Consider the following 21,079-nt stretch of genomic DNA (forward strand, 5'->3'; position numbering starts at 1 on the left):
TTACAATTACATTATTTGGTAGGTAACTTATGCAATCTAGAAAAAATTTGAAAAAATACAATAACCGCAATAATTTGTACTTAATTATTGCTGGAGTCATTTTAATTCTTGCGGTTGTTTTTGGTGTTGTTTTATACAATAACCATGTTGAATCCCAAAAACAAGCCAGAGCATTTGCCACTAGCCACTTTAACCCAAATGTACGCGTCTACGGCGTCAATGTTGGCAAGCTTACAGTTGCCAAGGCCACTAAAAAAATCAACGACCGGGCCAACAACATTGTTGTGCTTGAAAACGGCAAGGTAACAATCGAACAAGATCCTGATCTTGCTACAATTGACCAGCAGACCGTCACTAGCTATTTTAAAAAGCAACACACAACAATGCCGGATAAACGAGACTACGAGTACCGCAATAGTGAACTTGATGCTGCCAATAAGAAATTAGAAGCCGTTAGCCGCGCCACTGTCAATTACAAGGTTGCAGGCAAGACTTATCAACTAAAGGCCAAGTCCCTCATCAACAAAGCGGTGTTTAAACAGGGCAAGTATGACTTTCTCAACGTTGAAGATCTCACAGCCCAGCTGAATAAGATCGACCAGGACGTTACGACCCTGCACAAGACATACAAGTTTGCAGTGCCAGCAGGCAAAAAGCTGGCGGGCAAAAAAATTACCGTTAAAAATGAAAGCTATGGTTGGGGCGTTAATGTGAAAAAGGCACAAGCTGCAGTTGAGCAAGCCTTTCTCAATGGAACCAAAAGCATTGATGGACAAGATTACATTTATGGCTTGGGCTACAGCACATATGGTCTGGGCTATGGCTTAAACAATCATGGCATTGGCAACAACTACATTGTCATTTCTCTTAAAAGACAAGAACTCTGGATAGTGCGTAAAGGCAAGCTGGCTGTGCATTTAACCGATGTTGTTACCGGTACTAAGGATGGCGGCAAGGGTAACCGGACTCCACAAGGCGTTTGGTACATCCACTACAAGGAATCGCCTGCTGTCTTACGCGGGTTCAACAATGATGGTTCTAAGTACGCCTCCAGAGTCAAGTATTGGATGCCCTTCACTCTAAGTGGCTGCGGCTTGCATGACGCTTCCTGGCGGGGCGACTGGTCAAAAACAGCATACCTGCGGGGCGGTTCACACGGCTGCATCAACATTAAGCCACATGAAATCAAACATGTTTGGCACAATGTTATCAAGCATGAAGCTGTTATTGTATACGATTAATTGAATAACAAAAAAGTCTGAGGAAATTATTCCTCAGACTTTTTACTTGGTCTGCATCAAACAAAGCAATTTTTAATCCTGCAGTGCAGCTGCAACAGCTTGATTGACAGCACCCTGTTCGCTTTCAACCAAGTCTACCTTGGTGGCAATCACATTGGTGTCCATCTTGATCTCGCGCCCTAAGCCTGGTTGATCAATCTTGGGACCAAAGAATTCTTGAAATTCGCTTAAGCGATTAGCGGTATGGAAAGCCCGGGCAGTGACTGTGATATAGGTGGTGAATTCCATATCGCCGCCAATTGTCTTTTCTAGCCATGACCACTGGCTACGCAGCCAGTCCCAAGCAGCCTGCTCACCCTTGTTATTGGCCAAGATGCCGAAGTACCAACTTCTTAAGTCCTGTGGCTTGATGACATCGGCGTCCTGAAAGTCGACCACAATTTTGGCAATATCGCTGGCATCCTTGGTTGACCGCACAGCAGACATCAAATCATTCTTGTAGTATGGGTCAACTGCAGCTTGGTATTGCATCAGCAAACGGTCCACTAAACCTGACTTATTGTAGTTTTTGACCTCGTTGATCAAAACATACGGCCGAATTGCGGCATTAATACCGGCCAAGTTATGGTCATTGGACGTAAAAATCTCATGGCCTGCTTCAATCGTTTCCCGGTCTTCAGCATACAACTCAGCTGATAAGACCATCGGTCGCATGATCCGATCATCATCGCTGTCTGTATCCTGTGGCTGCCAGCCTAAACGGGTCATCTGCTGGTGGGCCAACTTATGAGTGAAGGCCTTCAGATTCTTTTCTTCCGGTGAATCTGGCTTGGTGAACATGCGCAGTTTTTCAGCTACACCAAGCATTGCAGCAATGACAATATTAGAGCGTGAATCCGCAAATTTAGGCAAGAGCGGTACCAATTTAGCAAAGGAAACTTGCTTGCCTTCAGCTAGAAGTCCCAAGTCTTGGAGCAATTGCAGCTGGTCTACCGGCTTGAGGGCAGTCAAGTCGGCCATAATATCGGCCATCAATGTCTCATCGTAGTTAACAATAAAGTGAGAGCTATTGCCCACATTGAGGCGCAGGGCATGACCTGTTGCAGCGCGCAAGTCCTGGTAGTTGCCTAGGTCAAGTTCGCGCTCAGCCATAATCTGCGGTGCAGTGAAGTTAGCGTTCAAAGGAATTGCCCACTTGCGACCAACATCCTTGCCATCACCGGTAAAGAATTGCTTCTGCGTCAAGAGCAGGTGGCCTTTTTCATCAACTTTAGCACTAACCACAGGGTAACCAGGCTGGTCGAGCCAAGTATGCATAATCTTGCCAATGTCAAGGTCAGTAGTAGTAGACAAGGCATTCCAGAGGTCATCTCCCGTTGCATTGCCAAAGCTATGCTGGTTGAAGTAGTATTTCAGTCCCTTGCGCAAAGCATCGTCGCCTAAAAGTGCCCGGACCATGACCAGCATCCGTGACCCCTTAGCATAGACAATCGCACTGTCAAAGAGTGCGTCAATATCAGCTGGATGCTCTACTTCAACGTGGACTGACTGAACACCATCTGTAGCATCCCGTCTAAGGGCTGCTGGTACTTCAGAAACCTGGTAGGTGTTGTCCCAGACGTGCCACTCTGGCTCCAAGGCATCGACTGATACGTATTCCATCATGTTGGCAAAACTTTCGTTTAACCACAGGTCATCCCACCACTTCATCGTCACCAGGTCACCAAACCACTGGTGGGCCAGTTCATGTGCAATTACCGTGGCCACGTAAGCCTTTTGCTCATCCGTTGCGTTGTCTGGGTCAAGCAAGATAGCAGCTTCACGATAAGTAATTAAGCCCCAGTTTTCCATTGCACCAGCTGAAAAGTCTGGCAAAGCAAGTTGCCAAGAGTGCGGCAATGGGTATTTGGTCTCATAGAAGTCTTCGTAAAATTCGATGGCACGCTTGGCAATATCCAGGGCAAAGTCTAGTTCTTTGGCCTTGTGCGCCTTCGTCGCAAAGACGCCAACCTTGACACCATCTTTGGTCTCAGTCATCTTGGATTGCAAGTCGCCAAAGGCAAAGGCAATCAAGTAGCTAGACATTCTAACTGTCTGGTCAAAGTAGTGCACACCATTTTCAACCTTGATTTCAGGCATGTTAGCAATAGTGGTCTCACCGGCCTGCTCATCATACTTCAATGCAAGGGAAAAAGTCGCCTTGGCTTCTGGCTCGTCGACACAAGGAAAAGCTTGGCGTGCCGCAGTAGTTTCAAACTGCGTTCCAATAACCTGCTTTTTGATGCCGTCAACCTTATAGTAAGATGGATAAATCCCCATCATTGTATCAGTCAAAGGTGCAGAATAGGCAATTTCAACCGTTACCTTGCCCGTCTTGCCCAAGTCAATCTTGATGCCTTCACCGTCGTTATCTACAGTGAATGGTACGCTTTGTCCTCCACACTTAACTGAATTGATTTCCATATACTTCTGGTTGACCAAGATGCTGTCTTCCATGGCTTGACCTGTGATTGTGGAAGTGCCCTTAATCGTTTTTTTCTTGCGATCGATATCAATGAATAAGTCATAATGATCGGGATGAAAAGTTTCATAAAAATGTTTTTCTGACATAGCTTGCCTCCTAAATATAGCTGTTAACTTAAATTTTACCAAACTTACCTGAAAATACCATTAAATCTTGTTTGTAAGCGATGCGTGTTCGTTCTGTAACAACAATGAAACATTGGCTGTGTATCATTATTTATAGTTAAATAGCGTGTTACGGGGAATGAAGCAAATTGAATAAAAGTAAAAGTTTTATATATAAACTAGTCGCAGCACTGGCATTAGCCTTTGGCTTTGTGGCAGTAATTGAAACAACTAACACCAATCCGTGTACACAAACAGTGCAGGCGGCTAAATTATCTAAAGCTGAACGTGCAGCCAAGAAGTGGATTGCTATGCATGAATCAGGCGGTAACTACCACGCTAGAAATGGCGTTTGTTATGGCAAGTACCAACTGAACATTTCATATCTGCACGGAAACTTCTCCAAGAAGAACCAGGATAAGACAGCTGACAACTATGTATATGGTCGATACGGCTCATGGGTTAACGCCAAGCGCTTTTGGTTGACTCATCATTGGTATTAAAGCAATCCACAATTATTAAATTCCCTTTTAATAAAAAACGTCTAGCAATAAGCTAGGCGTTTTTATTTGTTTTCAACTCTTTTGCAGCATGTGCGGAACCTGGTCAAAGCGCTCTTTTCAAGAATTTACCCTCTTTTTAGAATGATTTTGCTCTAAGAGAAAATCGAGCAAGGCCTTATTTTGGGCCGTTCCAAAAATAAGTAGCTTTGCAAAATGGCAAGGTCTGCCACCGTCTTGCGTAGCCACATTAATTATTCAAGAAAATGGATTGCCATACTTAGAACTATATTGGTAAAAGCCCATTTGATATAGCTTGATATCTTGGTCAATTTCCTTATCATCTTTAAAATTAATCATTTTTAGTACTGCTTGAGTAAATTCTAGCGGTGCTGTCCCATTGGCAGTAACGAGATTTTGATCTCGCACAACCTGCTGTTCAACAAAATCATTTTTATTCTGATATTGGTCAAAATCTTTCCATAAAAATTGAGCATTCCCAGTATGACGAAAACGGCTCAGCAAACCATTTTGGGCAAGGTAATCAACAGCTCCACATATTGCTCCAACTGGTCGATTATTTACCAGTCGTTCAGTAATTATTTGCTTTAATAGTTCATTTTCAATTGTCCATGAATTTCCACCAATTAACACTAATAACTCATTATCAAGTGGAATTTGCTTTAATTTATAGTCTACTATCGTTTTAAATCCACCTAGCGATGAAACCTCCTTTTCTACAGAAGCTGTTTTAACTTCCCAATTTTGATTTGAATTTATCATACTTGCAAGATATGCACCTTCCCAGTCAGAATATTCATTAATAATATAAAAATTGCCTGTTTCATAAATCCTGCCTACTAACTCATTTTCTTCATTTCAGATCGTTTTCTTTTAGAACACTAGTTCAATATGAATATTATATCCTAGTTTAAGCAAAATGAATTACCCGCTTTTGAATAAATTGAGCTGGTTAGCACATTTTTCACCATACTAGGGGAAGCAAAAAACTGTGCTTCAAAATGAAGCACAGTTTTCTTGGTCATTAATGGTGTGATAAGTGGGCTTTAACGCGGCCGCATCTAAACCAAGTGGCAAAAAATGCTAAGCCGAAGATGGTCAATGCGACCACCGCGCCCATAATAATCATGCTGTTACTATCAAGAACAAGCGCTTGCTTGTTGCCTAATAGGCGGGTTGACGCATTAACCTTCTGGCATAATCCAAAGAACAACATGATTAGACTACTCAAAGTCAGTAGGCCATTAATCACTGTCCAGACTCTTATCTTTGTTAACTTCAAAACCATGTCCCTTCTTTCGATATAAATATGCGTATTATATACCCTCATAAAATAAATGCAAGAGCCTTGCTTAAAAAATTATCTTTTTTATTGAGATTAAAATAAATTAATAATTTGTTTTTCTGCTTATCTGCTAAAAGGCTACACATCAGCCTTACTACTTTATCTATTAAGCAATTGTTAAATTTATTATGCAAAGCCGTACTCACTCTTGTCTGCAGCCCAAATTAAAGATTACATTTTATGCGTAGTCCAAATGACTTATTATGTGCACAAAAAGAGGCTTGGTGTTCATGCCGAGTCTTCTGCTGCAAAAATAAGGTCTTTCCAAATAAGGCATAATCGGTTAAGATAGAGAGCAATTATTAACTTCGAACAGAAGAGTAGCTTTATTTTATTCTAAGCAGAGAGCCTTTGGTTGATGGAAAAAGGCAGAAGAATAAAGCGAACCACATCTGGGAGTATCCCTTTTGAAAGTCAGTAGAAAGGGACGGGAATGCCCGTTAGCGCATCAGAAGTTGTTAGACTTCTTGAGGTTATTGTCGTGAGGCAATAATGAAAAAAGGTGGAACCACGTTTATTCGTCCTTTAGCTCGTTGAGCTAGAGGGCTTTTTTGTTTTTAAGGAGGAGTTAGATGAATTATGCTTTAGAAATTTTTCCAGCTTTATTAAATGGTGCCGGAATGACTTTGAAGGTTTTCTTCTTTACCTTGCTGGGTTCAATTCCATTAGGAATAGTATTGTCCTTTGCCTTGCAGACTCGGCTCAAGCCATTGCGCTGGCTGCTTAATTTTTACATCTGGCTAATGCGGGGCACGCCCTTACTATTGCAACTAATCTTTGTCTTTTACGGTTTGCCGCTACTGGGCATCGTCTTTGAGCGCTATGATGCAGCCCTGTTTGCCTTCATTTTGAACTATGCGGCCTACTTTGCCGAAATCTTTCGCGGAGGCATTCAATCAATCCCCGATGGTCAATATGAAGCAGCCAAGGTCCTGCGGTTAACCCAAAAGCAGACAATTACTAAGATTGTTCTTCCTCAGGTGATCAAAATTGTCCTGCCATCAATTGGCAACGAAGTGATTAACCTGGTTAAGGATACCTCACTGATTTATGTTTTAGGCCTGGGCGACTTATTGCGGGCCGGCAAGATCGCCATGAGCCGCGATGTTAGCCTAATTCCACTATTTTTAGTTGGCTTAATTTACTTGCTCTTAACTGCTTTTTTGACCATCTTAGCCAAAAAACTAGAAAAGCACTACCAGTACTATAAATAGGGGGCATAAAATGCTTGAAATCAAAAACCTAGTCAAAAGCTTTGCCGGACGCAAGATTATTGACCACTTAAACTTAGAAATCAAAGATGGCGAAATCCTCACTATTGTTGGACCCTCTGGCGCAGGCAAAACGACGCTTTTGCGGTGCCTAGCTGGTCTAGAAACAGTCGATGCGGGCAAACTAAGCATGGACGGAGTTGCCTTTGACCCCGCTCAGATGGCCAACGCCGACCAGATTGTTGGCATCGTCTTTCAGGACTTTCAGTTGTTTCCTCACCTGTCGGTTTTAGAAAACATCACGCTAGCACCTCGCCTAGTCTTGCACAAGACTAAGGCAGAAAGCGTACGCCACGCCCAAAAGTTACTGGCCCAACTAGGCCTGGCTGGTAAAGAACAACTCTTCCCCTACCAGTTATCGGGCGGGCAAAAACAGCGCGTTGCCTTGGCCCGGGCTCTGGCCATGCGGCCCAAAGTTATTGGCTATGATGAACCAACCAGTGCACTTGACCCCGAATTACGCGAGCAAGTGGAACAGGTCATCCTGACTTTGAAAGACCAGGGCATTACGCAAATTGTCGTAACCCATGATCTAGACTTTGCTAGGCATATTGCCGATGACATGCTAAAAGTAGAACCACTATAAAGGAGGCTGTCATGACCAAGAAAAGAAATTGGCTAGTTCTGTTCATACTCATGCTTTCCCCGCTCTTAAGTGCTTGTGGCCGGGCCAAGACCAATACCGACCAATGGCCGCGGATTAAGGCTGAAAAGCGGGTAATCGTTGGCCTTGATGATACCTTTGTACCGATGGGTTTTCAAAACAAGGCAGGTCACATTGTAGGCTTTGACGTTGACTTAGCCAGAGCTGTCTTTGCCCTCTATGGAATTAAAGTCGACTTTCAACCGATCGATTGGTCAATGAAAGAAAATGAATTGCAAAATCAAACGATCGACTTAATCTGGAATGGCTATTCCAAGACTGCACAAAGAGCTAAAAAAGTACGCTTCAGTAGCAGCTACCTGAAGAATGACCAGGTAGTCGTTTCGCTAAAGCAGAAGCATATTCGCAGATTCCAAGACATGCAGGGCAAGGTACTAGGAATGCAGAACGGTTCTTCCGGCCAAGAAAGTTTTAACCAACAACCTAAAATTCTGAAAAACCTGATCAAAAAGCGCACGCCTGTTTTGTATGATGGCTTTAGCGAAGCCTTTATGGACCTCAATGCTGGACGAATTGACGGCCTGCTAATTGATCGCGGCTATGCAGGCTACTACTTATCGCATGAGAGCAATCCAGCTGATTATAGTGTGGTGGCTGGCGGCTTTCATAGTGAGAGTTTTGTCGTGGGCATCAGAAAGTCTGACCAGGAGTTGGCGCGTAAAATCAATGCCGGATTCAAGAAGGTAAGGCAGTCTGGCAAAATGGCACAAATCACACGCAAGTGGTTCGGCATTATTGGGGCCAATTAATACCAAAAAAACCGGTTAATAGTTACCAAAGAAATTGCACCATGGTATCCTATTCAACCGGATAAATTAACAAGCTCATAAGTCTTATGCGATGTGCTGACTTTTTATGACCACTCACTCTTTAACCATTCCTGGGCCAAGTCAAACCAGTGGGCAGCATGCGGGTTGTCCTGCCATTCACGCTCCTTAACCACCATGTCAGGGCGGGCTAAGGAAAAGCCGTGGCCACCACGGTTGAAAATATGGATTTCACACGGCACCTTGCTTTCCTGCAAGGCACTGGCATATTCCAGGGTATTGGTTGCCAGCACCACCGGGTCGTCCCAGGCATGAAAGATAAAGGTGTCTGGAGTTTGGTCTGTGACCCCCAAAGCACTGTTTTTAACAAATTCATCCTCAGGCACCATGTCTGCTTCATCCTCAGGAACATCAAAGCCCAACTTGTCTAGGTTAATCAGAGGATAACCCAAGATAGTCTTATTGGGCAAAACAGCATTGGCCTTAAAGCTAAATTGACTTTGATACTGCGCAGCCGTTGCCATGCTATTGGCCATGCTGGCCACGTGACCGCCAGCTGAAAAACCAACAGTCACAATCTTGGCAGGATCAATCTGATATTCTTCAGCATGATCGCGGAAGTACTTGACCGTGGTCAAAACATCTAAGCCAGCATCCGGATAAATGTCGCCTTCGTCCTGCACCAGGTTGTATTCCATCACCACGCTGTTGAAGCCGCAATTATTAAAGGCCAAGGCGACGGGTTCACCTTCACGCAGTGACAAATGGTCAAAGCTGCCTCCTGGAATCACAATCGCTAAGGGACGCTTGGGCATTATCAAGTCACCAATTGAAGCCAGCGTGTATGTGTGCACCTTGAACTTGCGTCCGTTGAAATTAGTTAGCGTTAAATCATTTACCTTCATTTTCTTACCCCACGTTTTGTCATACTCTTTACCAAAAAGGCTGTTGTCAGCGGTACCGTTAATAATACACCAATCAACGAATATATAATAATTAGTGCCTCATTAACAAACATCTTTTCATTTAGAACTTCGCCCAAGGTATAATTCAAGCGAATATACCATAAGAACAAGGACAAAAAACTGCCAAACATCCCAAATAAGATTGTATTCATCGCTGTCCCTAACACATCATTGCCAATCTTAACGCCGCTAGCCTGCAAGTTTGCTTGCGTAATTTCCGGATTGTGCTTTTTTATTTCTAGCAGTCCAGAACTCATTGCCACCGCTGCTTCAGCTATTGCACCCAAGGTTGAAAAGATAGCAACGGCAACAGCTATTAAAGGGTAGCTCAAGCCCGGCATTTGCGATAATCCAACCAAGATCTCTCCTGCTTCTGGCCCTAAGCCCGCAGCTTGGGCCAAGTACCCAATTCCCAAGATCATGGCACTAATGAGCAAGCACACCCAAAGCGCAGAATAAAAGGAATTCTTGGCCACCTGGTAGTCGTGCGTGCCCAAAAAGATAATGGTTACCAATTTTAACGGAATAAAGATCAAGATCAGCAGCGGAATGTTGATGCCCCATGAAATTAAAATTGCCAGCAAAATCAGTAACAAGGTATTGATTAGCACGCTAAAAAAACTGCGAATACCCGTTTCACCACCAACAATGGTCATTAAAATTGCTAAAACAATGATGAGGGCCATTAATGTGCTCACCTTTACTCACCTGCTTCCCATTTTCTGTTTTCCAAAAACAACAAACTGCAGCCAGTTGCAAAAACAACAGTCAAAACAATGCCAATTGCCGAAATTACGCTCTGCGTTACTCCCAGCGACAAGGTAAAGCCAAAGGTTGACCGCAGGCTGTTATTATCACGCAAGTAGATAATAGTCAGCGGCAAGGACTCTGACATAAAGATCAACACGAGAACATTAATCAAGGGGCCCATAATTTCTTGGCCCATTGTCCGCCCGCTATCAACCAACTGCCTGACGGTCAAGTCCTTCTTGGTCTGGATCAGCTCATACAGGCTGGAAATAATATCAGTTGCTTCATCCATCACGGCACCCAGAATTCCGAGTAAAGTTTGAGCCAAGAAGATGCCACGTGGATCTTGCGTAGCGTAGTCGCCGGTCTCATACTTGATTTCTGATTCACCTGTCAGGTGCATAATGAGGTAGCATATTCCAAAGGAGACGAAAACGCCAAGCAGTGTCGCCAGCCAGGTCACCAGCATTTTTCGATTGAAGCCCTGAACTACTAGCAGGCTGAAGAAAGAAAAGACTATATCAGCTAGACCAAACAGCAAAATAATGTAAGAACCATTCAACTTAATGTTTAACATGATCACAAGGTAAAAGAGCAACCAGCTCAATATCATTGACCCGACCAGTCCCAGTGCCTTTTTACCTGCTACTGCCACCATCAAGGTTGCCATGATAGTCAAAGTCAAGACTAAAACCCAGTCACGCTTGGGATACTGAATAGCAGGCTCGTTTTTTTTAATACTGACAAAGACGCGCTCGCCGGCCCGGTATTTCTGTGTCACCAGTTGGGAGGGGTAATAAATATTGGTTGTTGTATAGCGCTCTCCCTGGTGCTTACCTGACAATATTTGCAGGTGCAGAACCTGCTTTCTGGTTTCATCCTTGTTGTTGTATACATCCGTACTCTTTTCCATCAAGGTGTCCTTAATAGTAGAATCCGTGATGACGGCAACATCATTTTTAGAATATATGCTAGTCGCAAAGTAGGTGCAGGCTGTTAAAGCCAGCCCGATGATTGCTACAAGTGCTGCCACCCAGTAGCGCCGCTTGTTTTTGTTCACTGCTATCCCTCCATTTCTATATTGTTCTACTGTATACCAAAATAATCTTGCTTCTTCATAAATTCTGCTTAAATTGGCAAAATTTAAGATTATAAAAAACGGCTTTGCTCCCAAAGTCGTTTTTGTTTACATGTCAATAAAGCGCTGCCACCAGTGCTTTTTTTCTGGTTCTACCTGCATATCGTTAAGTGTCCGGCGAGCATTTTCAGCGGCTTGTTTTTGTGCATTTTCTTTGGCCTTAGCTAAAATCTCCTCATGCACCTGCTTACTGGACTTTTGCTCATACTGCAGAACTTGGGCCCGCTTCTCATCGGCTGTCAAAGGATGGTCCTCTTCTACTGCCACATCTTGAACATCATCAAGTGCGCTGTCCGTGTCCGTGACAATTCCTGAAATATCTGGCAAGGCCGCAAAGTCTTCCTCTTTGCCACCCTTTTTTTCAAGTTGGGCTTGTTTTTCCAGCAGCATCTTGTTTTGCTCTTCGATGCGGTTCAACTGCTTTTGCAGCTTTTCTAATGCTGTGTTCTGCTGACCAATTGTTTGCTGCAGGGCGTTAAGCAATTTCATTGCTTGCGGCGCAGGCAATACCTCCTGCTTCTTTTTGCTGCTCTTAGCCTTTACCTGGTCTTTCTCTTGGCTTACGGCAAAGACTTGCTGGGCCGCTTCTTGCAGGGTCAGGCCATTGTCTTGAGCCAATTGGTGAAAGTCCTTCAAGTCCTGCACATCTTGCTTGCTGTACAAGCGGGCTTTTTGCTTGGTTCGGGCATAATAATCGGCCTTGCCCGTGACCCGTTCAACAATGAGCGAGTACTTGCGCAAGGTTGCAACACTGATTTGCAGTTCTTTAGCCGTCGCAGCCGGCGCGGTCAGTTCTTCAAAGTTATGGTTGTCACTAGTCATAAAGTATTACTCCCAAATACAATGCTATCAGCCTAGTTTGTGCAATAGGGTCTGCTTATGCTCATAGCGCTTTTGAGCAAGCTCAATAAGGCGCGTAATTAGATCAGTATAGGAAATGCCTGCTTCCTCAAATAGTTTAGGGTACATGCTGATGTTGGTAAAGCCTGGCAGGGCGTTTACTTCGGTTAAGATTACCTTTTGGTCGCTTTCCCGCAGAGTCGAGTCAATCCGAGCTAGACCACTGCATTCAGTTGCCTGGTATACTTTGCGGGCATTTTTTTGAACCTTTTCAACTATTTCTGCTGGTAGGTCTGCTGGAATCTGCAAAGTTGTAGTTGAATTATCATTATATTTATTGTCATAGCTATAAAAGGTTCCAGCAGCGTTAATAATCTGGCCAACGCCAGAAACAAGTGGCTGGTCATTGCCTAACACTGCCGTTTCAACTTCTGTCCCATGAATGGTCTCTTCTACTAGAACCTTGTCGTCATACTTAAAGGCATCAGCTAGCGCTTCTTGATATTCTTGTGCATTAGTAACATGGTGAACGCCAACAGATGACCCCTGATTAGACGGCTTTACGAACAAGTCATCGCCCAGCTTGGCACTAACGTAAGCATAGTCACGCTTATCGCTATGCTTGTCTTCATATTCAAAACGCTTGATGGCAATCCAGTCGGCTACTGGAACGCCGGCCCGCTGAGCTAAAATTTTAGTAAATTCCTTGTCCATCGTGACTGCTGCAGCCAAAACATCATCACCAACAAAGGCCTTGTCTAGGATTCGGAATAATCCCTGCAAACTGCCATCTTCGCCTAAATTGCCATGCACAATGGGGAAGAAAACATCAATTTCTGGCAGGTCAGTCAGCTCGATTAAGTTGGCGAGGTTAGCCACCTTGTGTGGGTTTTCAACCGTATAATGGGGATCAGCAAGTACCTTGAAGGCGTCTTTTTCACTAGCAATGTAGCCTGAATTGGTAATCCAGATCGGGTGAACGTCAAACTTATCCTTGTCAATTGCACTATAAATATTGTGGCCCGACATAATTGAAACTTCATATTCAGATGAATTTCCACCGAAAATAAGGCCAACCTGTGTTTTCTTCGTCATTGCTTTTACCTCTTAAATATTATTTCTAGCTTTTTTCATTATACGGCAATAAATGGCGAAATAAGCAGAAATTAGGCGATTTTTAGGAAATATTTTTGCCAAAGACATTTTAATGTTTAGCTACCTCTAAATTTGTTATCTTATTTGGCCAAATCAGCAATAGCGAATCAGTTATACTCTTCAAGCAAGATAGCAATAAAATGTTGGCAAGCAGGCCTCTTCTTACCATGAATGAGCACTTCCCTAAGAAATTATAGCAAATTTGTTATAACAGAATTGCAAAAAAACTATTTGCTGTAGGGCACTTGTAAACGTTATTATGAACTCAAATTAAAGTAAGTAATGCAAGAGAGGTTTGTTGATATGACAATGAAAAATGGCAAATACAAAGTTAAGGCAATGGGACATGGTTCTGAGGCGATGCCAATGACGATTGAAATCGCTGCTGACAAGATTGCAAGTATTAAAGTAGACTCATCCGGTGAAACCAAGGGTGTTGCCGATGAAGTCTTCAACCGCCTTCCGCAAGAAATTGTTGAAAATCAAACGCTTAACGTTGATGCTGTTAGTGGCGCTACAATTTCTAGCCATGGCTTGGTCCAAGGTGTCGCTGAGGCCATTACTATGGCTGGGGGTGACGCTGCAGAATGGCAAAACAGAAGCAAGCCCGCTCTTGCCACACAGGAAGATAAGGAAATCACAGTAGATGTAGCTATTGTTGGTGCTGGTGGTGCTGGTTTAGCAGCGGCAGTTCGATCCATTCAAGAAGGCAAGCAAGTAGCTATTCTAGAAAAGTTCCCCCAAATCGGCGGCAATACCAGTCGTGCAGGTGGTCCCCTAAATGCTGCCCAACCAGAATGGCAGAACAAGTTTGACGCTTTATCAGGTGAAAAAGAAACTCTGGAAGAGCTTGCTGCTATCCCACTTGACCAGATCGATTCCGAGTATCAAGAAGACTTTCAAGAGTTGCAGGCACAAATCAAGGAGTACGTTGCTAGTGGGGCCTCCTACTTATTTGATTCCACGCTCCTGCATGAAATTCAAACTTACTTAGGCGGCAAACGGACTGACCTTAAAGGCAATGAAATTCACGGCAAGTATGAGTTAGTGCGCGAATTAGTAACTAACGCCCTCAACTCCGTCAACTGGCTGAGTGATTTGGGTGTTAAATTTGATAACAGCGAAGTGACCGAACCGGTTGGAGGACTTTGGCGCCGAGGCCACAAACCGGTCGAGCCAATGGGCTACGCCTATATTCATATTTTAGGCGACTGGGTAAAAAAGCATGGTGTTGAACCTTATCTGCAAACGCGTGCTGAACACTTGCTTATTCAAAATGGTAAGGTTTGTGGTGTCGTTGCCAAACGCGTAGATGGCAGCACGTTGACTGTTAATGCCCAAGCGGTTATTTTGACTGCTGGTGGCTTTGGCGCCAATACCAAGATGGTCCAAAAATATAATACTTACTGGGCAAGTATTGATGACGACATTGCCACCACCAACTCACCTGCAATTACCGGCGATGGCATTAACTTGGGACTTGAAGCCAAGGCAGATCTATTTGGCATGGGCTTTATTCAATTGATGCCTGTGTCTGACCCCAAGACTGGCGAATTGTTCACTGGGATCCAAACACCACCGGCCAACTTCATTATGGTCAACCAAAAGGGCAAACGCTTTGTCAATGAATTTGCTGAGCGTGACACTTTAGCCAAGGCTGCAATTGATAATGGCGGTTTGTTCTATTTGATTGCAGATGACAAGATCAAAGAAACAGCATATAACACTACCCAGGAATCACTTGATGCACAAGTCAAGGCTGGTACCTTGTTTAAGGCAGATACTCTGGAAGAACTGGCCTCAAAAATAGGCATGGATCCAGATACTTTGGTCCAAACCATCAAAAACTACAATCAAGCTGTCGACCAAAAGAACGATCCCGAATTCCACAAGAATGTCTTCGGTCTTAAGTGTGAAGTGGCACCGTTTTATGCCACTCCCCGCAAGCCAGCCATCCACCACACAATGGGCGGACTTGTAATTGACACCAAGGCACATGTTTTGAACAAGGATGGTAGAGTTATTGGCGGTTTGTACTCTGCCGGTGAAAATGCTGGGGGTCTGCATGCTGGCAACCGACTAGGTGGCAACTCTTTGGCTGACATCTTTACTTTCGGGCGTATTGCTGCCAACACTGCCTGTGCAGAAATGCAGTCAACAGACACGATCAGTGGAGCTTCAAAGAATTAAAGCAGTTTAACCAAAAATGGTAATTCGCATTAGCAGAATTACCATTATTTTACTTTTGAAAGCAGTAAAATAGAATTGATTTATTATTCATAACAGTTGATTTTCCAATGGAGCGCTATATGAACAACCCAGAAGAACTACAGCACTTGTTAGACATGCTTTTAAAACAAAGCAGCTTTACTAAAGCCGCCAAAGAGCTATACATCTCACAGCCATACTTGACCCAGCTAATTGGCCGCATTGAAGCGTCCCTGGGCGTTAAAATAATTGAACGCAGCAAACAGCCATATACCTTAACCCCAGCTGGCCTGATTTATTATCACTACCTTGAAAGCATTTCATACGACAAGCAACAGTTAACCCGGCGACTTGCTTCTTATACTAATCCCGACCAGGAGATCATCCGAATTGGCATTTTAGAAAGTCTAGGAACCTACCTTTTGCCAGAGATTCTGCCACAATTTTTAGATGCTAATCCAAAGGTTAGCATTCAACTAGTTGAAGACTTCCCCCGCGAAAGTGAGAAACGACTACTAAATGGGGAAATTGATTGTTATATTGGCCAAACGCCCGAAGCAATCAATGCCAATCTTGATGTTGTCATCAATGGGGTGAACGTTATTATGTGGTAATTTCGCCTTCTTCGCCTTATTATTGCAAAGGCAGATTTATCCTTCAAGCTAATGAAATTAAACTCAAGGACCTCTTGCAAGAGCCACTAGTTCTGAGTACATCCGGATCTGCAATCAGGCACCAGATTAATGGCATGTTTCAGCGCTTGCGCCTTGAACCAAATATTGTAATGGAATCTAAAAGCGTTATTACGGCTACCAACTTAGCAATTCATGGCCTTGGCATCACAATTTCGTCAGCCAGCATCATCAAGCGTATTGCTCAGACCCCAATTAATCTTTTGCCTTTAGATAGTAATCTGATTAACTTGGTCTTTTTCATTGCCACCAAGCATGGCCCCAAAATGACTCCAGCCTTGAAAAATTTACTCGCAATCTTTAAAAATAAAAATCTGCAGCCACAGATTCACTAAAACTATTTTTTAATAACATAAAAGGCTAGAGCTTAGAAGTTCTAGCCTTTTAGTGCTGGTTGTATTCTTTGCTGACTAATGCCAGCTCACCTCATAAACCTTATTCATGTATGTTTTTCTGCTCTTTGCATCATGATAAGCAACCGTCAAATAAAGGTCATTAGGAGCAAGCAGCTGGATTCCTTCCAATTCGGTATAATAGCCCGGAAAATCAAGGGCTGCACCAGACAAGTCAACCAGCTCCCATTGGCTGGGATCAGTTTCTCCCCAAGGAATCTTGATGATTTTGCGGTCAATGCCTGCTGTATCCGTAGCAAATTGGCTAGAAATATACAAGTCAAGCCGGTCTTCCCCTCCTGCAGCAATGCTCTTGCCAATAGCAAAGCCTTGAAGTGAGCCTACCGTACCACCCTTTCCTGATAAGCGAGGAAGGACAAAGGCTCCCAGACACTTGACTGAATTGATGTCCACATGCCTAGTTGGTGCAGGTGCATTGTCTAGTGCAGCATTAATATCATGCAAGTAATAGAGGGCAAAATAACCGTTGCAGTCACTGTCCCCATAAGCCAAAAGAAAGTACTTGCAATCTGGTGAAACTGCAGCTTCAACGCGGGCAAATTGGTCCTTTGCACATCCAATACCGTATTCAGCACCAGCATGATTAAGACCAGACAGACGCGGGCGCATTTTGGTATTGCAGGCAACTTTACGGTATTGTGGAACTCTTATTCGGGCAATCTGCTTAGACCATGTGGACCAGTCATCATTCAGATTATTGGGCTTGATCCCGATAAACCAGTGGTCCAAACGACCAGCATATTCAAAAGTCTGGGTATGACCAGCAGCAGAATCAGTCAGGTGCAAGACCGGTAGCACTTTATTGAAAGCCGCATTGGAGCCACTTTTTCCGCGGTAGACGAAAGTGTCTCCTGCTACATGCTGCAAGGCATAAGTATAACGACCTGCTATGTAGCACTTTTGGACAACCACCTGGCGCAAGTCCTTGTCTACTGGTCCTGTTGCTCCCTGCCAATCGTCTAAGTCACTAATCAGACTAGCTTGGATATTGCCTGCTCGTGGTATCTTTTTCTTGACGACCACTTTTGGTCATCCCCTCTCTAATATCAGCACCTAATTACGCCAAAAAGACATTTCCCTGTTTTTTTCTTACCTGCTTCTCAATTGAGAATAATAAAAAACCACAAAAGCAAATGACTTTTGCGGTGTAGTTATAGCGACTTTTACTTTTTTAAATAAGCAGCAACAGCTGTTAATAAATCAGCCTCATTGTTGACAATAGTGCCATTCAGCTTGATTAAACCGGTAGTATACAAGTTTAAGTAGTGGAACTGATTTTCAGCAACTTGCCCTAAGGCTTGCAGCTTTTCTTGATTATCACTGCCTTGTTGGCGCGTATCCGTATATAAACCCACGATTGGAATATGCTTGGCATAAGCCACGCCAATTTCGCTTGCAACTCCATTATCTATACTGTTGCCATCAAGAATTGCCACTATTAAGTCACTTGCAAGCAACTTAGCCGTATCGGCTTGGGCAATCATCTTGGAATCAGCATAAGCTGCCTTATCATTAATTGCAGCATTTTCCTGGGGCAAATACAAGTCAATGGAAGCATCTAGCTGCCGGATTTGATCTGCTAACTGGGCATTATAATTAATCTCTGCTTGTGAAAATAACGCATTGGCAAAATAAATTTTCATCATTGACTCCCTTAGTATTTTTAAATATCAACCCTTTAACCTAGTTGTCGGGCGAACTGATTTCCCATGGAATTGCACATAAAACATAGAGGATGACACCTGCAATGACAAAATCCAAAAAGATGCCACTGCCAATCTCCAGCAAGTAGCCAAAGACGGCAACGCCTTCAACATTGAAAACAATTGGAAGCACGGCCAGTACCCCAGCAATCAGCATCACCCAGGAGCCAGCCCACATACCTGCTGCTGTGACCTCATGCAGCATTTTCTTGCTAGATAGGACTGCCTTCATATCACTAAGCAGTGACCGCAAGCAAATGACCGCCATGACCAGGACTGCAATATTCACTAGTAAAAGGACAAAAGCAATATTGCCCCCAATAGTGATGGTTTTCAGGCTGAAGGTATCAATCACCTCATAAGGTGCATTGCCACCCTGTTCTTTCAGCTTGGCCTGCACTAGTTGTGCATCGCTTGAAGAACCCTGATCAATATTCAAGTCAATATCGTGCAGTATCTGCTTGGCCAAGTTCATGCTGCTAAACTTAACCCACGGAAACAGTGTGTAATCAATGATATGGTCAGCAATCGGCTGCGTTTGCTTAGTTGTCAACAGGTTCGGAGTGCCGTTTTGACTAGCACCAATTGTTTCAGCAAGCGCGTTAAAGTGCTTATTGACTTGCCTGACAACAACAGCTTCATTGTTGCTGCTCCTAATCTGTCCCTTCATAAAAAAAGGATTAAGAAAGGTCACAGTACTTATGGTTAGGGTCACAAGCAGAAAAATAATAAAGGCTAGTACTTCCTTGTATTGACTATTCTGTTCTTGACTCACCGTGTGTGAGTTGCCCCGTACGCCATTTGCCATATGCATCCTTTCTAACAGACGATGTCATTGCCTTCATCAAACATCGTATCAATTGCGTGATGAATTGACTCAATATCAGCAGACGCAATAATATTGTGTCCTATTTTGAGCGCTTCTTCTACTTGTTTAGGAGTACAGTGCAAGAAGCTAAACATCAAAGAACTAGTAGCATAATCAGCCAGTTGTTCTGCAGATAGGTCAAAGTCCTTGCTGTCATAGTATAAACGACCGACACCAGTAACTACAAAGGCAATCCCATACCGTACTTCTTTAGGGTTAAAGGTTTCAGGGTCAAAGATCTCGTTTTCTTTTACCCAATCATTGAGCATCGTACCCCAGTTATCAAGAGTTTCATTGCTGCTGAAGACTTCATTAATAATGCGCTTAAGGCCGCGGTCATAAATCCCCAACATTGCAATTGTGTAGATAAAAGCCTTGGCACGTGCGCACACATTTTCATCATTGGAATCATTAAACTTCTTAACTTGTCGATCCAGCGTATTGAGAATATTGCGGACCACATCGTCAATTAACTTAGCCTTATGTGGATAATATGACTGAAGAAGAGATTTTGAAATACCAGATTTTTCAGCAATCATTTGAAAAGAAACATTGTCTATTCCATTTTCCCGGATTAGGCGAAAAGTGTTGCTTAAAATGATTCTTCTTCTTTTGTAGTTTTTCCGTCGTGCCATAGAAGTTTCTCCATTTTCTATACTTTCTGTTTATTTATTATACCAATAATACATAACAAATAAATAATAAGTTGCTTAAATGCCCCATGCGGGTATGCTGTATCTTGCTTAGAACTGAAACTGAGGCCCTTTAACTTTATATTAAGTTGCTTTCACTCAACAAGTGCATAGACCGGTCATCATATACGTAATTAATTCCACGGGCCAAAAGCAGATCAACTGAAATCCGCACCATTCTGTCTGGATAATGGCTATGCTTGATTGTATCAGTGACTACAATTTGTTCAATTGGCAACTCATTGAGAACTTCAGTTGCGTTTTGAGATAAGAGTGCATGTGTTGAGGCAACATAAACCTTCTTGGCACCTGCTGCTAAGACCGACTTGGTTGAAGAGGAGATCCGTGATCCCGTATCAATTAAGTCGTCAACAATGATGCAGATCTTATCCTTCACGTCGCCAATCATGTCGTGGACATCAGCATCATAGCGTGCCCGACGCTGGTCAACGATTGCAATTGGAGCGTTGAAATACTGGCCAAAGTCGCGGGCTAGCTTAGCACCAGAATGGTCTGGTGAAACAACGACAACATTGTCATCTTCCTTGGTTGCAATCCCATTATCCAGGAAATATTTTGCCAAGAGTGGCATTGCATGCAGGTGGTCGACCGGCACATTGTAGAAGCCCTGGATTTGGGCCGCATGCAGGTCAAGCACAATCAGATGGTCCATCCCAGTAATTTGCAGCAGGTTGGCTACTAGCTTAGCAGTAATTGGCTCACGCGAGCGCGTCTTAGTATCAGAGCGTGAATATGCCAAGTAGGGAACAACGACATTAATCCTATGGGCCGAAGCGCGGTGCAGTGCATCCAGCACAATTTCTAGCTCCATGAAGTTTTCATTCACTGGATCTTGGATTGATTGGATAACGAAAACATCGCATCCCCTAACGCTTTCTCCAATATTGACCTGAATTTCACCATCGCTGAAGTGCTGAACCGCAGTCTCAATCAACGGCTTTTTCAAAATATTAGCGATCTTTTCATTCAACGCGGGATTCCCGCTCAACCCAATCAATTTCATTGGGTGCAATAACTGCAGAATCTCTTCCTTGTTCATAGCTACCTCTTTATCAAAAATACTATTCTTTCCTGTTCATTATAAACAAAAAATTGCCCTAATGCGTAGAAAAGGGCAAAAACAACGAAAAAAACACGGATATTTCTCCGTGTACGATCATAATCTTCAATTTAAAATTTTAAAGCAGCTTAATCCAA

General features: G+C 43.4%; 19 protein-coding genes, 1 pseudogene and 1 other annotated feature. Of the genes and pseudogenes, 7 read left to right on the top strand and 13 right to left on the bottom strand.

Translation table 11 applies throughout. The features are described 5' to 3' along the window. The first annotated feature begins 29 nt into the window (after window positions 1–29). A complete protein-coding gene (locus AC2JF7_RS05880) occupies window positions 30–1,241 on the top strand; it encodes a L,D-transpeptidase family protein (protein ID WP_500727764.1) in 1,212 nt (403 codons plus the stop codon). A 72-nt stretch (window positions 1,242–1,313) separates the two neighbouring features. Here the strand turns inward: AC2JF7_RS05880 and AC2JF7_RS05885 are convergent, their stop codons facing one another. Then, entirely contained in the window at window positions 1,314–3,851 is a 2,538-nt protein-coding gene (locus AC2JF7_RS05885) for a M1 family metallopeptidase (RefSeq protein WP_500727765.1), read from the bottom strand. Between the two features lie 167 nt (window positions 3,852–4,018). Here AC2JF7_RS05885 and AC2JF7_RS05890 point away from each other — a divergent pair, with 167 nt between their 5' ends. Next, complete coding sequence (locus AC2JF7_RS05890) at window positions 4,019–4,372, top strand: aggregation-promoting factor C-terminal-like domain-containing protein (RefSeq protein ID WP_500727766.1); 354 nt, start codon at window positions 4,019–4,021, stop codon at window positions 4,370–4,372. 255 nt (window positions 4,373–4,627) lie between these two features. Here AC2JF7_RS05890 and AC2JF7_RS05895 read toward each other — a convergent pair whose 3' ends face one another. Together AC2JF7_RS05895 and AC2JF7_RS05900 are read right to left on the bottom strand one after the other, a co-directional pair. Next, complete coding sequence (locus AC2JF7_RS05895; RefSeq protein ID WP_500727767.1) at window positions 4,628–5,152, bottom strand: DJ-1/PfpI family protein; 525 nt, start codon at window positions 5,150–5,152, stop codon at window positions 4,628–4,630. Between the two features lie 262 nt (window positions 5,153–5,414). Next, the gene (locus tag AC2JF7_RS05900) at window positions 5,415–5,672 is read right to left on the bottom strand and encodes a hypothetical protein (RefSeq protein ID WP_500727768.1); all 258 of its coding nucleotides are present in this window, start codon (window positions 5,670–5,672) and stop codon (window positions 5,415–5,417) included. A gap of 362 nt (window positions 5,673–6,034) precedes the next feature. Continuing rightward, window positions 6,035–6,264: a binding site (T-box leader), on the top strand. 43 nt (window positions 6,265–6,307) lie between these two features. Between AC2JF7_RS05900 and AC2JF7_RS05905 the strand changes: the two genes are divergently transcribed. From AC2JF7_RS05905 to AC2JF7_RS05915, 3 genes are read left to right on the top strand one after another with little or no spacing between them, the layout of a single operon-like run. After that, window positions 6,308–6,949 (top strand): amino acid ABC transporter permease, encoded by a 642-nt coding sequence (locus tag AC2JF7_RS05905; protein WP_500727769.1) that lies wholly within the window; start codon window positions 6,308–6,310, stop codon window positions 6,947–6,949. Between the two features lie 10 nt (window positions 6,950–6,959). After that, window positions 6,960–7,592 carry an amino acid ABC transporter ATP-binding protein gene (locus AC2JF7_RS05910; RefSeq protein WP_500727770.1) on the top strand — a complete coding sequence of 211 codons (633 nt, stop codon included), beginning with the start codon at window positions 6,960–6,962 and terminating at the stop codon, window positions 7,590–7,592. A gap of 11 nt (window positions 7,593–7,603) precedes the next feature. Beyond that, window positions 7,604–8,419, top strand: a complete 816-nt coding sequence (locus AC2JF7_RS05915; protein WP_500727771.1) for an amino acid ABC transporter substrate-binding protein — start codon at window positions 7,604–7,606, stop codon at window positions 8,417–8,419. 104 nt (window positions 8,420–8,523) lie between these two features. On the opposite strand, the gene AC2JF7_RS05920 is transcribed toward AC2JF7_RS05915, so the two are convergent. From AC2JF7_RS05920 to AC2JF7_RS05940, 5 genes are all read right to left on the bottom strand, one after another. Then, window positions 8,524–9,342, bottom strand: coding sequence for an alpha/beta hydrolase (locus AC2JF7_RS05920; RefSeq protein ID WP_500727772.1), 819 nt, complete (start codon window positions 9,340–9,342; stop codon window positions 8,524–8,526). Continuing rightward, on the bottom strand, window positions 9,339–10,100 hold the full coding sequence (locus tag AC2JF7_RS05925; protein ID WP_500727773.1) for a YibE/F family protein: 762 nt from the start codon (window positions 10,098–10,100) through the stop codon (window positions 9,339–9,341). The genes AC2JF7_RS05920 and AC2JF7_RS05925 overlap by 4 nt, the downstream gene beginning before the upstream one ends. A gap of 2 nt (window positions 10,101–10,102) precedes the next feature. Further along, on the bottom strand, window positions 10,103–11,212 hold the full coding sequence (locus AC2JF7_RS05930) for a YibE/F family protein (protein WP_500727774.1): 1,110 nt from the start codon (window positions 11,210–11,212) through the stop codon (window positions 10,103–10,105). 126 nt (window positions 11,213–11,338) lie between these two features. Continuing rightward, window positions 11,339–12,112 (bottom strand): transcriptional regulator, encoded by a 774-nt coding sequence (locus AC2JF7_RS05935; protein WP_500727775.1) that lies wholly within the window; start codon window positions 12,110–12,112, stop codon window positions 11,339–11,341. A gap of 27 nt (window positions 12,113–12,139) precedes the next feature. Beyond that, window positions 12,140–13,225 (bottom strand): D-alanine--D-alanine ligase family protein, encoded by a 1,086-nt coding sequence (locus AC2JF7_RS05940; protein WP_500727776.1) that lies wholly within the window; start codon window positions 13,223–13,225, stop codon window positions 12,140–12,142. Window positions 13,226–13,594: 369 nt separating this feature from the next. Between AC2JF7_RS05940 and AC2JF7_RS05945 the strand changes: the two genes are divergently transcribed. Continuing rightward, window positions 13,595–15,475 (top strand): flavocytochrome c, encoded by a 1,881-nt coding sequence (locus AC2JF7_RS05945; RefSeq protein WP_500727842.1) that lies wholly within the window; start codon window positions 13,595–13,597, stop codon window positions 15,473–15,475. 119 nt (window positions 15,476–15,594) lie between these two features. Beyond that, a pseudogene (locus tag AC2JF7_RS05950) lies at window positions 15,595–16,520 on the top strand (LysR family transcriptional regulator). A gap of 75 nt (window positions 16,521–16,595) precedes the next feature. Here AC2JF7_RS05950 and AC2JF7_RS05955 read toward each other — a convergent pair. The 5 genes from AC2JF7_RS05955 to AC2JF7_RS05975 form a co-directional block, all read right to left on the bottom strand. Next, window positions 16,596–17,621, bottom strand: coding sequence for a helveticin J family class III bacteriocin (locus tag AC2JF7_RS05955; protein ID WP_500727777.1), 1,026 nt, complete (start codon window positions 17,619–17,621; stop codon window positions 16,596–16,598). A gap of 140 nt (window positions 17,622–17,761) precedes the next feature. After that, window positions 17,762–18,241 carry a nucleoside 2-deoxyribosyltransferase gene (locus tag AC2JF7_RS05960; protein WP_500727843.1) on the bottom strand — a complete coding sequence of 160 codons (480 nt, stop codon included), beginning with the start codon at window positions 18,239–18,241 and terminating at the stop codon, window positions 17,762–17,764. A 40-nt stretch (window positions 18,242–18,281) separates the two neighbouring features. Further along, the gene (locus AC2JF7_RS05965; protein ID WP_500727778.1) at window positions 18,282–19,109 is read right to left on the bottom strand and encodes a hypothetical protein; all 828 of its coding nucleotides are present in this window, start codon (window positions 19,107–19,109) and stop codon (window positions 18,282–18,284) included. An 11-nt stretch (window positions 19,110–19,120) separates the two neighbouring features. After that, window positions 19,121–19,804 (bottom strand): TetR/AcrR family transcriptional regulator, encoded by a 684-nt coding sequence (locus AC2JF7_RS05970; protein ID WP_500727779.1) that lies wholly within the window; start codon window positions 19,802–19,804, stop codon window positions 19,121–19,123. Between the two features lie 136 nt (window positions 19,805–19,940). After that, window positions 19,941–20,921 carry a ribose-phosphate diphosphokinase gene (locus AC2JF7_RS05975; protein ID WP_500727780.1) on the bottom strand — a complete coding sequence of 327 codons (981 nt, stop codon included), beginning with the start codon at window positions 20,919–20,921 and terminating at the stop codon, window positions 19,941–19,943. Window positions 20,922–21,079: the final 158 nt, after the last annotated feature.

The sequence above is a fragment of the Lactobacillus sp. XV31L genome, from assembly GCF_059900865.1.